The following is a 14,795-nucleotide window of genomic DNA, read 5'->3' as shown; positions in this document are numbered from 1 at the left end:
GGAATCTGCTGTTTACAGACGCAGTGAACACTCCCTGACACGTGCAGGTGGGATGATCATCTACAGGTGACCTGAGCGTAGATGGCCCTATGCTCTATTTCAAGAATAGCCAGTTGGACATGTAGGTGCCGTCGAAGGTAATGGTGTATTGCCCATCCTTGTAGGCCACCGGCAGCGGTTTCAGCTGCACCTGTGCATCGCGGGCGAACAGTTTCAGGCCGGCAGGTGCCTTGATGTTCAGGCTGCCTTCAAGGGGCTCGACATTGAACGGCGTCTTGTCATCGGCCTTGGGCATCGCACGGGTGCCCAGAGACAGAAGAAGTTCGCGCGACTGGCCCAGTGGCTTACCGTCCAGGCTCTGGACCACCACGCTGGCGTAAGGCGTTTTCGTTTGTATCTGAATGGCACCCAGGTTGATCGGACGGCCACCCAGCCAGCCACTGGCGGCCTGGGTCAATGGCGTGTCGATGGTGTAGATGCCTTGTTGCCAATTGCGCCTGAGCTCGCCTGTATCGGTCACCGACTCGGTGGCATCGGCGGCCAGCAGCGCTTGCCCCGGGTCGTGCAGCACCTGCGCGCCTGCCGGGATGGTCGCGGGTTTTAGCCAGGGCAATTCCGGCGTGTGTGGCAGGGCGATCTGCAGCTGGCCCTTTTCCATGGCCGTGCGCAGCAGCGGTGAGTTACGCGGGGTGATTTCCTGGTTGTACAGAGTGGCAGGTGTCGGTGCGAACACGTAGCGAGTGGTGGCGGGCTTCACGTCGGCACGGCGATAGAGCAGGGCAGCGGCGGGCAGGGTGGCGATCATCGCCGGGTCGTTGTACGCGTGCCAGTTGTCCGCTGTGCGCCAACCCGGGTTGAACGCCTGTTGGCTGTAGGCATATTGCAGCATGGCGTCCCAGCCTTGGTGGCTGGCGGTGCCGGCGATGTAAATCGGCAGCGAGTGACGGTCCGGCAGCGGGAAGGGCTCGGCGTTCCACTCGGTGACAGTCAGCGGTTTGCCGACGACCTGGGCGGCAGCAATCCAGTCGATCATGCCGTCGCTGGTCAGCGGGTTCTTTTCCAGTTGGCCTGCGTCGCCGTAGCTGTGGGCGTCGATGACATCGCCAACGCTCAGTGCCGGAAGCGCGCTAAGCCCATTGCCGCCCCAGGTACTGGTGGTAGCAATGGGCACTTTCACGCCCACGCTGCGCAGGTGGGCGATCATGCCGGCATTGAAGCGCTGTTCCAGCTCGTTGAGCAACAGCTTCGACGGCCCATGCTCCCAGGCACGCCAGGTAAGGTCGACGGGGAGGTCAAACTGTTTGGCAAAGGCCTTGGCTGCGGCCATGTAGCGCGCACTGTGGCGCGGTACATCCTTGTTTGGCATCAGGGCGTTGCCGTAATGCTGGGTCAGGTCATTCTCGTTGGTGATCAGCACGGCGGCGATGGCCGGGTCGTCCTTGTAGGCCAGGCCCGTGTATTCGTTCACATGGGTCAGGTACTGCTCGGCGAAGCGTTTCATCGCTTGCTGGATACTGTCGTTCACGTAGGCGTAACCCTTCAGGTCGACGCGACCGTCCTTCTCGGGAAGCTCCTTGAAGTCTTCGATGTTGTCGTTGGCGGTGAACGCACGCTGCACATGCATGTCCAGCCAGATGTAGATGCCTTCGTCCTTGAGTGACTTGATCCACAGGTCGAGCTTGCGCAGCGATTCGGCGCTGAGCTGCTGGGTATCATGCACCAAGGTGCCGTCGCCAAAGACGTTGGGGCTGACCCAGGGCGAGTCGTGGTGATGCAGACGCACCAGGTTGAAGCCCAGCGCCGAAAGGCGTCTGGCCTGCAGGCGAATTTCTTCGTCAGGGGTTTTGAACAACGAGTAGGCCGACAGGTTGGTGCCCCAGAAGCGCACTGGAGTGTTGTCGGCGAACATCAACTGGTCGCCGACCGCCTTCACGAAGCCACGCTTGCCGGCGGGTTTCTCCGCTGCGTTGAGGAACGACAGGTCCACCGGCGAGGTGCGCCAGTCCAGTTGGTCATCAGGCCAGCTGGCAGGGTCTGCCAGGCCGAAGCGCTCGCTGGGGGTAGGGCCGAGTTCGATGTCGCCGGTCACGTTGAGCACGGCCTTGAGCTGCTGGCGGCCGGCGCTGATCGGGTCCTTGTAGAGGAATGCACGCAGCTCGGACGGGTTGCCGCGCTCGAAATAGACCTTGGCCAGTGGCGGGTCGAAGCGCATTTCGATGCGTCGCCCCTGGTCGGCCTTGCCCCAGGTCCAGCCGCGGTTGTCGGGCAGCAACTGCGGGGCGCCCATGTCGCCGGCGATTTGCGCCGGGTCGAACTGGAACACCAGGCCGCCACCCATGACACCGCTCTGGCGGCTGTGGGCGTCGAGGTCGAAGGCCCAGCTCAGGGTTTGCGCCTGTTCCTTGCGGATGTCAGCTTGCAGGTCGAAGTCCAGTTCCTTGTTCTTGCCCCGCAGCGTGTAGTGGTAAGGGCCATTGACCTTGAAGTCGGTATAGAAACCGGTCCAGCTCCAGTTGGCAGCCCAGAAATCGAATTTGGCCTTCATGACCGGGCCGCCGCCGTGTGTCACGGTAGGCAAGCCATTTTGCTCATCGACACTGACCTGCCAGTCTGAAGCCCAGCTGGCCAGCGGCAGAAGGGCCAGGCCGGCAATGGCCGAAAAGCGCACGTAATGACGCAGGGACAGCCTATTCATGAACATTACCTGGGTTGTAGGTCGGGTTCTGCCAGTTCCATCACCTGGCTGTTGTGCAGCCGGCGAACCATCTGGATGTAGGCCACGCCCAGACCTGCGATAGACCAGTACACCACCGGGATGAAGGTGATGCTGCTGACTGTGAAGATGATGACCAGAATGCCGATCAGCGTTGCCAGCAACACCCGGCCGAGCTGTCGTCGCTCATCATCCTTGTCGGCAAAACTGAGCATGGCCCTGCGGATACCCACCACCACCACGGCAAAGAACGCCACGAACAGGCCTAGCCCGACCAGGCCGGCCCGCAGCGCCAGGTTGATGTAGGTGTTGACGATGTCGATGATGCCTTCGCCCTGGATCATCGACTGCATTTCGGGTGTGTTGCGGAAGTCGAAAGAACCGAACAATGGGTTGCGCTGGATGACGATCCAGGAATTGTCCATCAGCCGCTCGCGGTAGGTGATGTTCTCTTTCTCGAGGTTGCCGATGAACGGCAGCAGGTCCAGCACCTTGTCGCCACCAGGCACGACGGTCAGCAAGGGCAACGCCAGCATGCCAGCCGCCCCCAGCAGTGCCAGGCGCTTGACGGCGCCTTTGCCCAGGGCAATGAACACCACCACGATGACCACGGCGCCGATCCACGGGCCGCGTGACAATGGCGCGAACAGCCCGGCGGCCAGCAGCAGGGCGCCCATGGCCCTGTGCAGCGGGCGTTGCACATAGCCTTGCACGAACAGGAACAGGCCGATGGCCACGCTCATCACGTAACCCAGCACAATCGCCTGGCCGGTGGTGACGCTCGCCCGCAGCGCACCACCGCGGCTCAGGTAGCCGGACATGCTCCATGGCACGCCCATGGCGTCGACCAGGGCGCTGTATAGCAGCCAGTGGCGTACATACTCGGCCACAGCGATCAGCGCCATGACGAAAGAGACAAGAACGAAGGCCAGCAGGGTGTCCTTGAAGTCGCTGATCTGACGCAGGCCACGGCTGGCCACGTAGTACGGCAGGAGTACGTCGACATACAGGTACAGCGCCTGGCGCAGCGTGTCGGTAGGGGTGGTTTCGCGCAAATAGAGCACGCTCAGCAGCAGCAGGCCGGCGGCCAGCAACTTATCGGCCCAGGTGCGGCCAAAGCGAAGGGTGTCACCTTGCCGGCGCAGGTGCAGCGCAGCCGGCAACAGCACGCACAGGCTCAGCAGGCGAATATGGTTCAGGTCGACCAGGTAATTGACCACGCCAAACCCGGGCACCTGGACCGACGCTGGCGGGATCAGGAACAGCAGCATGTAGAACAGCGCCATGGGGTTGTGCTCGCGGCGCCCGGCCAGCAAAAGGACGACCGCACCCACACCCAGATACAGCCAGAAGCTGTGCGAGAGAAAAGCCAGCAGGGTCAGCAGGAACCACAGATTACGCCGGCGCTTGTAGTCGCTGAGCGGAATCAGGTCGGTGGCAGGCCGCCGCGCCATCACGAAGACCACGCTCGCCAAAAACAGGATGACGATCAACGCTCGAAAATGTTCAGGCATCGGCTATGTACACCTTTCCTTCGGTGGGCAACGGCTAGCATCGTGGCTAATTGAAACTATAGTGACTTTTAGCCAATCAGTCAGAGATTGAAGTCATGCCGTCGATTGATGTGTCAGCCGCCGCGAGCCTGCGCAAGCGGGCCCTGAGAGCCGGGTCGTGGAACCTGGTCTCGCAGGTGGCTTCACAGGTGATGCGCCTGGGCGGCAATCTGATCATGGCCCGCTTGCTGCTGCCGGAAATGTTCGGGGTGATGGTCATTGCCACCACTGTTTCGATACTGCTGCATTTGCTTTCCGATGTCGGCCTGCGCCAGAACATCATCCAGAGCCACCGTGGTGACGATCCGGACTTTCTCAATACCGCCTGGACCGTGCAGATCATCCGCGGTTTCCTGCTGTTTGCGCTTACTCTGCTGCTGGCCCTGGGGGCTTGGTTGGCGCAACTGGCCGAGCTGTGGCCGGCAGACTCAACCTATGCCGCACCCATACTGCCGATGGTGCTGGCGGTGACCGGCCTGTCTGCGGCCATCTGGGGGTTCCAGTCCACCAAGATAGATGTGGCGGTACGAACTTTCCAACAAAAGCGCGTGGTGCTGGTCGACCTTGCCTCGCAGGTGGCCGGCCTGGTGGTGATGCTGGTGCTGGGCTTGCTGACCCATTCGATCTGGGCGCTAGTGTTATCAGGCCTGGTTTCGGCGGTGGTCTGGACAGTGCTGGGGCATACCGCCCTGCAGGGGCCCACCAACCACCTGCGCTGGGACCGTTCGGCGCTGACCGAGCTGATTGTGTTTGGCCGCTGGATCCTGCTGTCGTCGATGGTTGGTGTGCTGGCGATGTACGGCGACCGTATGTGGTTTGGCGCCAGCATGTCGGCGGCGCAACTGGGTGTGTATTCGATCGCCGTGCTGATCCTGGGTGCGGTGCAGACCGCGCTCATGAAAATTGTCGGCGCGGTGGCATTGCCTGCCTTCAGTGAAGCGGCCCGGGCCGACGACAAGCAGCGCCTGAAAGCGTTGTATTTCCGCTTTCGGCTGCTGGTCGACCTGCTGGTTCTGTTCATTTGTGGCGGGTTCCTGACCGCCAGCCCATTGCTGATTGGCTGGATGTATGACGATCGCTACCGCGAAGCAGGGCCGATGCTGGCGATTCTCTCGCTATCGTTCATCGTATTGCGCTATACCTTGGCTCATCAGGTGTGGATTGCCTTGGGCCTGACCAAGTACCAGGCCATGGACAACATCATCCGCCTGGTCTCGTTGTGGGGACTGTTGCCGCTGCTGCTGGCGATTGGCGGGGTGGAGTGGGCTATCTGGGGGGTTGCCCTGCATGCTGTGCCAACGCTGGTGCTGGTTGTGTACGTGAACTGCAAACTGGATATCTTCAGCCTCAAACGTGAGCTGGTGGTACTGCCGATGTTGCTGGTCGGGGCGCTGTGCGGGGCACTGCTGACGGCCTTCTTCAACTGGCTGTAACGCAGTTTGCCAGGTGTAACTTTCATGGCTACAGGTCACGGGATCATGGAGAAGCTCACTTTTTGTACTGCGCAGTTGGGTCGTAGAGGTTTTCTCCAGAGCTGTGTCTTGCTCGGCGTGGGGGGCGCGGTATTCGGCGCCTCGGCGGCCGTTGCTGGCAAGACGGCCGAAAAGCCCGGGTTCGTGATAATCAATGGTTGGGTATTGCCGTCCCGTTACTTCCGGAACGCGTCAGCATGATCAAGGACTTTCAGCAGCAGAAGGCGCTGCGCGACCACTACGATTTCTGCATCATCGGCGCCGGCCCGGCGGGTATAACCTTGGGCTTGCGCCTGGCTGCTGCCGGCTGGAGCGTAATGATCGCCGAAGGTGGGGGGCGCGAATATGCGTCGTACTCGCAAGACTTGTACGCGTGCTCATCCACCGGCCTGGAGCTGTATGCCGAGGAATCCCGCCTGCGTTACCTGGGGGGCACCTCCAATCACTGGGCTGGCCGGTGCCGGCCATTCACTCCTTCGGATTTTGCCGTCGCCCCGCAAGGCGACTTGCCGGGTTGGCCCATTCCCTATTCGGAGATCGAAGGCTTTCTACCGGCAGCGATGGAGATTGTCGATCTGGCGCCTGGCGCGGATTTTCGCGCGATGAATACCAGTCTCGATGGTGGTGACTTCGAGGCGGACCGCTTTCTGCTCAGCACGCCGACACGCTTTGCACAAAAGTACGCAACAGCACTGGAGCAGACCCCAGGCCTGGACGTATTCATCCACTGTAATTGCGTTGACCTGGAGTTCGACAAGGCTTCCGGCCACCTGGCTGCGGTGGTGTTGTCCGACTATCAACGCAATCGTCAGCGCCTGGTAGCAAGCAACTTCATTCTGGCCACGGGTGCCATCGAGAATGCCCGGCAGTTGCTGAACAGCGAGTCCCTGGTGGCCGCAGGTGTGGTGAGCAAGGAAGGGCTGGTGGGCGGGGGGTTCATGGAGCACCTGAACATCGAAATGGGCACTTTCATCCTCAAGTCCGGGCAGGACCCGGAGCCGCGCCAGTACTACACCACCGATGCTTTCATCGACGAGTACAAGGCCGGTAAAGGCAATGTCACCGCTGTTTTACTGGCCGATGTGCAAACCTACGGCCGCACTGCCGAGGTCAAGTATTTTCTCGAGAGCCTGGCCTGCGACATGGGGTTTGCCAGCAAGGTCGCCTTCGTTGCCAAGTTCAGCTGCCCCGGTGACGGCGTGCTCAGCACCATGATCGAGCAGTTCCCCAACCTGCACAGCCGCATTTCGCTGCTGGACGAGAAGGATGCATTGGGCGTGGCCAAGGTCAATGTCAATTGGGTGCTTAGTGCCGATGACCGGCACACCATCAAGTGCATTGGCAGCGAACTGGCCAAGCAGTTCGCTGACATGGGGCTGGGGTTCGTCAAGCTCAACGATTTCGTCTACGACACCTCGATTCCGCTGAAAATGGCACCCCATGCCCATCACATGGGTACCACGCGTATGGCCGCCTCGCCGCAGTTCGGTGTAGTCGATGCCAATTGCAAGGTGTTCGGTACCGAAAACCTGTATGTCGCCGGCAGCAGCATTTTTGCCAAGGGCGGCGCCTCCAACCCGACCATGCCGCTGTTGCAGTTTGCCTTGCGGCTGGCCGACCACCTCGATAACAAGATGAAAGCGGCCAGCAGCGCCGCAGCGTGATGCAGGTTGTACACGGGTGAGAGCGATGCGGTCAGCACCTAGAAGAACGAGACCGGAACGCCTCAGGACACTCCAGATTGTTCAGATCGCGAGGCCAGGCAGTATGAAGGGATGGATACGCAAGGCAGTGGCGCACTACGCCCATGCAACCGGGCGAGGGGGCAAATTCTACAGGAGGTTCTGCAACCCCTCTGGTCTTGAATGGGGGGCCTATCTGGCCCGATGGGGCAACTTTCACTCGGTCGGCAGCAATTTCTACGTCAATACAGGCTGCAAGTTTCTCGACCCGTCGCTGGTACGTATCGGCAACAGCGTGGGCTTGTCCGACTGCACGTTGATCGGTCATGACGGGGTGGTATTGCTGATCGAGCATCGCTATGGCAAGCACCTGGATTCGGTCGGTTTCATCGACATCAAGGACAACTGCTTCATCGGCCATGGTGCGATCGTGATGCCTCGCGTGACCATCGGGCCTGAATCCATCGTGGCCGCAGGGGCGGTGGTGACCAAGGACGTGCCGCCAGGCACCGTCTATGGTGGCAACCCGGCCGTGTTCATCTGTACCACCGAGCAGTTGATCCAACGGGTCGAGGCACGTTGCGAAGCTTACCCTTGGATCGACCTGGTGAAACAGCGCAACGGGGCCTACGACCCGGAAGTTGAACCGCTGTTGATGGCGCAAAGACGCCAGTATTTCTTCGGGGACAGCTAAAATGGCTAGCAAACCTGTGGATGTCATGGTGGTGAACTTCAATACCGCTGGACTGCTGCAGCCAATGTTCGATGCACTGCGCCGGGCCGACAGCGAGCGGCTGGCCAGTTACCTGGTGGTGGACAATGCCTCGCGCGATGACTCGGTGCAGCGCATGGCCCAGGTGTGCCCCGAGGCACTGCTGCTGAGCAACAAGCAGAACGTGGGTTTCGGCCGGGCCAACAACCAGTTGTTGGCGCACCTCAAGGGCAAGTACGCCTTGCTACTCAATACCGATGCCTTCGTTGCCGCCGACTCTCTGCAAAAAACACTCGACTACATGGAGGCCCACCCAGAGTGCGGCGTACTGGGGGTGCGCCTGGAGGGGCGCGATGGTGACCTGCAGCCCAGTTGCCGCTACTTCCCCACGCCGCTCAATGTGTTCGTCGGGCGTACCGGGCTGGGGCGGTTCTTCCCAGGGCTGAAGATGGTCGACGAAATGAACTGGGACCACGCCTCGGTGCGCGAGTGTGACTGGTTGCCTGGCTGCTTCTACCTGGTGCGCCGCGAAGTGCTCGACAAGGTGGGGTTGTTCGACCCGCGCTACTTCCTTTATTACGAAGAGGTGGACCACTGCAAGCGGGTGAAGGAAGCGGGCTGGAAAGTGGTGTTTTACCCGCATACCACGGTGGTGCATATCGGTGGCGAAAGCTCCAAGTCGGTGGCGGAACTGGAGGCTGCCAGCCGGCAGATCTCGTCCTACCAGATCGAAAGCGAGTTGCTGTACTTCCGCAAGCATCATGGCGTGACGGGGCTGGCCCTGCACATGCTGCTGGTCACGCTGGGCGACCTGGTGCTGGCACTCAAGGCGCTGTTGAAACGACGCGGCTGGGGCGCCATTCAGGCCTGCTGGCGTCATTGCCGGGCAACCTGGTCATTGCTGTTCAAGACCCGGTACGCCAGCCAACCAACAAGGTAGGTGGAGCCATGTTCGAGAATATTCGCGCCGACCTGAGGGCCCATGGCGGGGACTGGGGCGCCCAGGGCTTCTGGGTATTGCTGGTGTACCGCTTTGGCCGCTGGCGTTATACGTTGCGCCCGGCACTGTTGCGCAAACTGTGTTCGCTCATCTACAAGGTGCTGTTCAAATTCGTCCAGATCATCACCGGTATCGAACTGCCTTGCGAGGTGGTGATCGGGCGCAACTTCGTCATCGATCATTTCGGCGGCATTGTTGTCAGCGGTTATGCCCGCTTCGGCGATGACTGCCGTATCCGCAACGGCGTGGTGGTGGGCCTGAAGAATGTCGACGAGCCGATTGCCCCGGTGTTCGGCAATAACGTCGACATCGGCACCGGGGCCAAGGTGCTGGGCAGTATTCGCATCGGCAACAACGTGATCATCGGCGCCAATGCCGTCGTGCTGGTAGATGTACCTGACAACTCACTGGCAGTGGGGGTGCCGGCCATCATCAAGGCCCGGCAAGCGGCCGCCACGGCATCGGTCGAGTGAGGCCTATGGCAACGGTGATCGGCGTGGTGGTGATCGGCCGCAATGAAGGCCAGCGTCTCGAGCGCTGCCTTTGTTCGCTGGCGCACGGGGCGGACAAAGTCATGTACGTCGACTCGGGTTCCACCGATGGTTCGCTGCAGTTGGCCGCCAACCTTGGCGTGGACGTGCTGGCGCTGGACATGGGTATCCCGTTCACTGCCGCACGCGCCCGCAATGAAGGTTTTGCCGCCTTGCAGCGCCTGTTGCCATCGATGCAACTGGTACAGTTCGTCGATGGCGACTGCGAGGTGAATGCCACCTGGCTGGCAACTGCGCAGGCTTTTCTTGAGCAGCACCCCGCCGTGGCAGTGGTGTGTGGTCGCCGGCGTGAGCGCTTCCCGCAGCGTTCGGTGTACAACTTGCTGTGCGACCTGGAGTGGGATACCCCGGTCGGTGAGGCCAAGGCCTGTGGCGGCGATGCACTGATGCGGGCAGACGCCTTTGCTGCTGTGGGTGGCTTCCGCCCTGACCTGATAGCCGGAGAAGAGCCCGAACTGTGCGTGCGTTTACGGGCCAACGGCTGGAAAGTCTGGCGACTGGCTGCCGAGATGACCCTGCACGATGCCGGCATGACCCGTTTCAGCCAATGGTGGCGGCGTAGCCTGCGCGCTGGGCATGCCTATGCCGAGGGCGCCTACCTGCATGGCCAGCCACCCGAGCGGCATTGGCTGCGTGAGTCACGTCGGGCCTGGTTGTGGGGCCTGGGCATACCCTTGGTGATCGCGCTGGCCTGCCTGCTGCTGGGCGGCTGGGGCTTGCTCTTGCTGTTGATCTACCCATTGCAGGCCTTGCGCCTGGCTCGCCGCGGCAGCAAGTCGACGCGCGAGAACTGGCTGCAGGCTGTGTTTCTTGTGTTGGGCAAATTCCCGGAAATGCTCGGCCAGCTGAAGTTCCTGCGCCACCGCCTTGCGGCTGGCAAATCGGCTTTGATCGAGTATAAGTGAGAGAAACCCATGATGCTCGGCACCCTCGTGAAAAGCGTGTTTACCTTGCAACCGGGTTACTCGTTGCGGGCGTTGCACAACAAGTACAAGTTGGCACGGCAGATCGCCAGGCAGTGGCCTGAGCTGAACGGGTTCATGCAGCGCATGACGGCGGCGCTGGGCCCGCATGGTTTGCAGCGGCTGGGTGTGGATTGTATCGGTGTCGTGCAATGGCCTTACATCAGCCGATGCTGGGAGGCGCCACAGCGTCTGGATGTGGTGGCTTCACACTTTGAACGGGTGGCTGGGCAGTTCCCGGCGTTGCTGCTGCTGGGACGCGACGAAAACCTGAGGCTGTGTGACCTGTCCAGCCATTCGCCGGGCTGCTGCCTGGTTCTGGATCGGCCAATCTGGTTCAAGCGCGAAGGCGAGCTGGTGTTGAACCTGTTCCAGGCCGACCTGCGTGTGGCATCCCTGGCCTTCACCCTGGGCCGCAGCCAGGGTGAGACCTGCCTGTTCATCGGTGCGGTGCAGGGCATCCACAAAGGTATCGACAGCGAAACCTCGCTGGCCATCTACCGTGACCTGACCAAGGACTTCGAAGGGCTGCGGCCACGCAGCCTGTTGCTCGAAGCGTTGAAATGCCTGGGCAGAACCCTGGGTGTAACGCAACTGTATGCCGTCAGCGACGCCTGCCGGCACCATCGCCATCCCTATTTTGGCAACGACAAGGGCCAGGACCTGGCGGCCAACTACGACGTTATCTGGCAAGAACACGGCGCCATAGCGTCTGACCGTGAGGATTTTTTTACCCTCCCGTTAGCGCCGGCACAACGGGCGGAAGCCGACATCCCGGCCAAAAAACGGGCGATGTACCGCCGCCGCCAGGCATTGCTTGACGATGTTTTCACCCGTTTGCAGGCAGCATTGCCAAGCAGCAATCACAACCTTGGACTACAAGGAAAACAGGGGGATGCATTTGCTGTGAGTGCATCGGCAGTAGACGGACCGCCCGTAGTCGACAGCCTGAAGTGAAGGTTGCCAGGGAAGGTTGGTCATCAAGCGGGTTTGGATCTGGATTCGTATGCGCATTGCTTACTTCATCAATCAGTACCCGAAAGTCAGCCACAGTTTCATCCGTCGCGAAATTCTGGCGCTGGAGCGTCAGGGGGTTGAGGTACAACGTATAGCCCTGCGTGGGTGGGACGCCGAGGTGCAGGATGCCGAGGACGCAACCGAACGGGGCAAGACCCGCTACGTATTGCAAGGTGGGCTCAAGGGGCTATTCGCACCGACGTGGCAGGTACTGCGTACGCAGCCGCGGCGGTTTTTCCAGGCGCTGTGGCTGGCCATGCGCCTTGGTCTGCGGGCCGACCGTGCCTGGCCCTATCATCTGGTCTACCTGGCCGAGGCCTGCCAAGTGCTGCAGTGGTTGCTGGCAGGGGATGCGACCCATGTGCACGCGCATTTCGGCACCAACTCTACTGAGGTGGTCATGCTGGCCAACGTCCTGGGCGGGCCGGCATACAGCTTTACCGTGCACGGCCCCGAAGAATTCGACAAACCACAGTTTCTGCATCTGGGTGAGAAGGTGCGGCGCGCCGCCTTTGTCGCGGCGGTGAGCTCGTACGGGCGCAGCCAGCTGTACCGTTGGGTGGCGCACGAGCACTGGGGCAAGGTGAAGGTGGTGCATTGTGGCCTGGAGCGTGGGTTTCATGAGGTGGCGCCGGTCAATGTGCCGCCGGCGCCACGGCTGGTGTGTGTCGGGCGCCTGTGCGAGCAGAAGGGCCAGCTGCTGTTGCTGGAAGCGGCGCGCTGTCTCGCTGCCCAATCGATCGCCTTCGAGCTGGTGCTGGCGGGTGACGGTGAAATGCGCGAGCAAATCGAGGCCTTGATTGCCCGGCACGGCTTGCAGCAGCAAGTGCATATCACCGGCTGGATCAGCAGTGCGCAGGTACGCAAGGAAATTCTGGCCGCCCGCGCGCTGGTGCTACCCAGTTTTGCCGAGGGCTTGCCAGTGGTCATCATGGAGGCCATGGCCTTGCGCAGGCCAGTGCTGACCACCTATGTAGCGGGTATCCCCGAGCTGGTGCGGCCTGGCGAGAACGGCTGGCTGTTCCCTGCCGGTGCCGTTGACGAGCTGGCAACAGCCATGGCCGACTGCCTGGCGCAACCGACCGAGGCACTGCAGCACATGGGCGAGGTGGCCTACCAGCGTGTAGTGCAACGGCATGACATCGACACCGAGGCGGCCAGGCTGGCCGGCTATTTCAAGGCATACGCATGATAAGTGTATTGGGTTGGTTACTGGGCCTGTTGGCGATCATCGTCCTGGTACCGGTGTTGGTCCTGGTGCTGCAAGTGTTGTTGGCGTGCCTGCCAGCGCGGGCGAGGCCCAACGGCATTGGTGAGCGCCCGCGAGTGGCGGTGTTGGTGCCCGCCCACGATGAGGCGTTGGTCATTCGTGCGATGCTGGCCAGCGTTACGCCGCAACTGCTGGACGGCGATCGCTTGCTGGTAGTGGCGGACAACTGCTCTGACGACACGGCCCAGTTGGCACACGAGGCTGGTGCCGAAGTGGTAGAGCGCCACGATACGCGGTTGCGCGGCAAAGGGTATGCATTGGACTTCGGCGTGCGCCACCTGGCTCAACGACCGCCCGAGGTTGTAATTGTGGTGGATGCCGACTGTCAGGTAGGCGAAGGGGCGATTGACTGCCTGGCGCGCCGCTGCCACGAACTTGCCCGCCCGGTACAGTCGCTGTACCTGATGCGTGCACCTGCAGGTGCCGGGTTGAAGGTGCAGGTTGCCGAGTTTGCCTGGCGGGTCAAGAACCTGGTGCGGCCGCGCGGTTGGGCGCGCTTGGGCCTGCCATGCCAGCTGATGGGCGCGGGCATGGCGTTCGCTTGGAACGATCTGAGCCTGATCAACCTGGCCAATGGTCATCTGGTCGAGGATGTGAAGCTGGGCTTGGACCTTTGCCAGCAGGGTAAGCCTCCTGCTTTCTGCCCCGAGGCACTTGTCACTAGCCAGTTCCCGCTCAGCGAGCAGGGCCTCAACAGCCAGCGCACCCGCTGGGAGCATGGCCATCTGGGCTTGATGCTCGCCGATGCACCCAAACGGGCGATGGCTGCAATCACCCAGCGCAATGCTAGCCTGGCGGCCTTGACCCTGGACTTGCTGGTGCCACCCCTGGCGTTGCTGGTGCTGGCCTTGCTCGGGCTTAATCTGGTGACCTGGCTGGCGTACCTGCTGTTCGGCCTGGCGGTGCCCGCGCGGCTCGCCTTTACCGGTTTGGCCTTGCTGGCCTTTGCCGTGGTGTTGGCCTGGGCGCGCTTCTGTCGTGAAGTGATACCGTTCTCGGTGTTGCTGTACGCGCCGTTTTACGCGGCCAGGAAGATTCCCTTGTACCTGAGCTTCCTGATCAAGCGCCAGGTTGAATGGGTGCGTTCAAAACGGGATGACGACTGATGGCTCAGTGGCAGAATCGCTGGAAGCGCGTGATCGACCAGATGGAAGTGATCGCTGACGCCGCCGCAGTGCAGCACCTGCTCGATCGCCTGGCTACACCGGATACGGGCACCGTGCTGGGCTTCGTCAATGCCCATGCCATGAACCTGGTGGTGCGCGATGGTGGCTACTGCCAGGCACTGTCGGCCGCAGATGTGCTGCTGCGCGATGGTGCCGGCATGGCGATCCTGTATCGCGGTCTGGGCCTGGAACCCGGGCTCAACATGAATGGCACTGACTTCATTCCCAGGCTCATGGCTACTTACCGAGGGCGTAAAGTCGCCTTCTGGGGCACCCGGCAACCCTACCTGGACCAGGCCGCGCAGCGCTGTAAAGCCGAGTTCGGCATTGTGCCAGTGTCCGTTCACGATGGCTTTGCCAGCGTAGAAACCTACTTACAATTGGCCCGCAGGGAGCAACCCGAGCTGATTGTACTGGGCATGGGCATGCCCAAGCAGGAAGCGGTGGCGGCAAAATTGGCAGCCATTGGCGTGCCATGCCTGATCGTGTGCGGAGGGGCGATCCTGGACTTTCTCGGCGGCAAGGTCAGCCGTGCCCCCGAATGGCTGCGGCGTTTGGGGGGCGAATGGCTGTACCGCCTGCTGCGCGAGCCCAAGCGCCTGTTCATGCGTTATGTGGTGGGCAATCCGCTATTCCTGTTGCGCACCCTGCTGTACCGGCGGTCAGCGGTTTCGGCCAGGCGGGCCCTATGAACGGC

Annotated in this window: 12 protein-coding genes; 10 read left to right on the top strand and 2 right to left on the bottom strand. The window is 61.6% G+C overall.

Features of this window, described 5'->3' with window-relative positions:
* Positions 1-94: 94 nt before the first annotated feature.
* Positions 95-2,695, bottom strand: a complete 2,601-nt coding sequence (locus GST84_13455) for a glycosyl hydrolase family 5 (GenBank protein ID XGB13325.1) — start codon at positions 2,693-2,695, stop codon at positions 95-97.
* A gap of 5 nt (positions 2,696-2,700) precedes the next feature.
* Positions 2,701-4,227, bottom strand: coding sequence for an O-antigen ligase domain-containing protein (locus GST84_13450; protein ID XGB13324.1), 1,527 nt, complete (start codon positions 4,225-4,227; stop codon positions 2,701-2,703).
* 95 nt (positions 4,228-4,322) lie between these two features.
* Here GST84_13450 and GST84_13445 point away from each other — a divergent pair, with 95 nt between their 5' ends.
* The 10 genes from GST84_13445 to GST84_13400 all read left to right on the top strand — a co-directional run bounded on the left by GST84_13445 (position 4,323) and on the right by GST84_13400 (position 14,790).
* The gene (locus tag GST84_13445) at positions 4,323-5,699 is read left to right on the top strand and encodes an oligosaccharide flippase family protein (protein XGB13323.1); all 1,377 of its coding nucleotides are present in this window, start codon (positions 4,323-4,325) and stop codon (positions 5,697-5,699) included.
* A gap of 236 nt (positions 5,700-5,935) precedes the next feature.
* Positions 5,936-7,402: a GMC family oxidoreductase gene (locus GST84_13440; GenBank protein XGB13322.1), complete on the top strand. Its 1,467-nt coding sequence runs from the start codon at positions 5,936-5,938 to the stop codon at positions 7,400-7,402.
* Positions 7,403-7,505: 103 nt separating this feature from the next.
* Positions 7,506-8,114 carry an acyltransferase gene (locus tag GST84_13435; protein ID XGB13321.1) on the top strand — a complete coding sequence of 203 codons (609 nt, stop codon included), beginning with the start codon at positions 7,506-7,508 and terminating at the stop codon, positions 8,112-8,114.
* 1 nt (position 8,115) lies between these two features.
* Complete coding sequence (locus tag GST84_13430; GenBank protein XGB13320.1) at positions 8,116-9,072, top strand: glycosyltransferase; 957 nt, start codon at positions 8,116-8,118, stop codon at positions 9,070-9,072.
* A gap of 8 nt (positions 9,073-9,080) precedes the next feature.
* Positions 9,081-9,605: a serine acetyltransferase gene (locus GST84_13425; GenBank protein ID XGB13319.1), complete on the top strand. Its 525-nt coding sequence runs from the start codon at positions 9,081-9,083 to the stop codon at positions 9,603-9,605.
* 5 nt (positions 9,606-9,610) lie between these two features.
* A complete protein-coding gene (locus GST84_13420; protein XGB13318.1) occupies positions 9,611-10,588 on the top strand; it encodes a glycosyltransferase in 978 nt (325 codons plus the stop codon).
* 9 nt (positions 10,589-10,597) lie between these two features.
* Positions 10,598-11,602, top strand: a complete 1,005-nt coding sequence (locus tag GST84_13415; GenBank protein ID XGB13317.1) for a DUF535 domain-containing protein — start codon at positions 10,598-10,600, stop codon at positions 11,600-11,602.
* Positions 11,603-11,651: 49 nt separating this feature from the next.
* A complete protein-coding gene (locus GST84_13410) occupies positions 11,652-12,854 on the top strand; it encodes a glycosyltransferase (protein ID XGB13316.1) in 1,203 nt (400 codons plus the stop codon).
* Entirely contained in the window at positions 12,851-14,038 is a 1,188-nt protein-coding gene (locus tag GST84_13405) for a glycosyltransferase (GenBank protein ID XGB13315.1), read from the top strand. The genes GST84_13410 and GST84_13405 overlap by 4 nt, the downstream gene beginning before the upstream one ends.
* Positions 14,038-14,790 carry a WecB/TagA/CpsF family glycosyltransferase gene (locus tag GST84_13400; GenBank protein XGB13314.1) on the top strand — a complete coding sequence of 251 codons (753 nt, stop codon included), beginning with the start codon at positions 14,038-14,040 and terminating at the stop codon, positions 14,788-14,790. Before GST84_13405 ends, GST84_13400 begins: the two co-directional genes overlap by 1 nt.
* The last annotated feature ends 5 nt before the right edge of the window (positions 14,791-14,795 follow it).

The organism is Pseudomonas putida (assembly GCA_041879295.1).
Classification (GTDB): domain Bacteria; phylum Pseudomonadota; class Gammaproteobacteria; order Pseudomonadales; family Pseudomonadaceae; genus Aquipseudomonas; species Aquipseudomonas putida_Y.
This window is presented reverse-complemented; position numbering and strand designations above follow the sequence as displayed.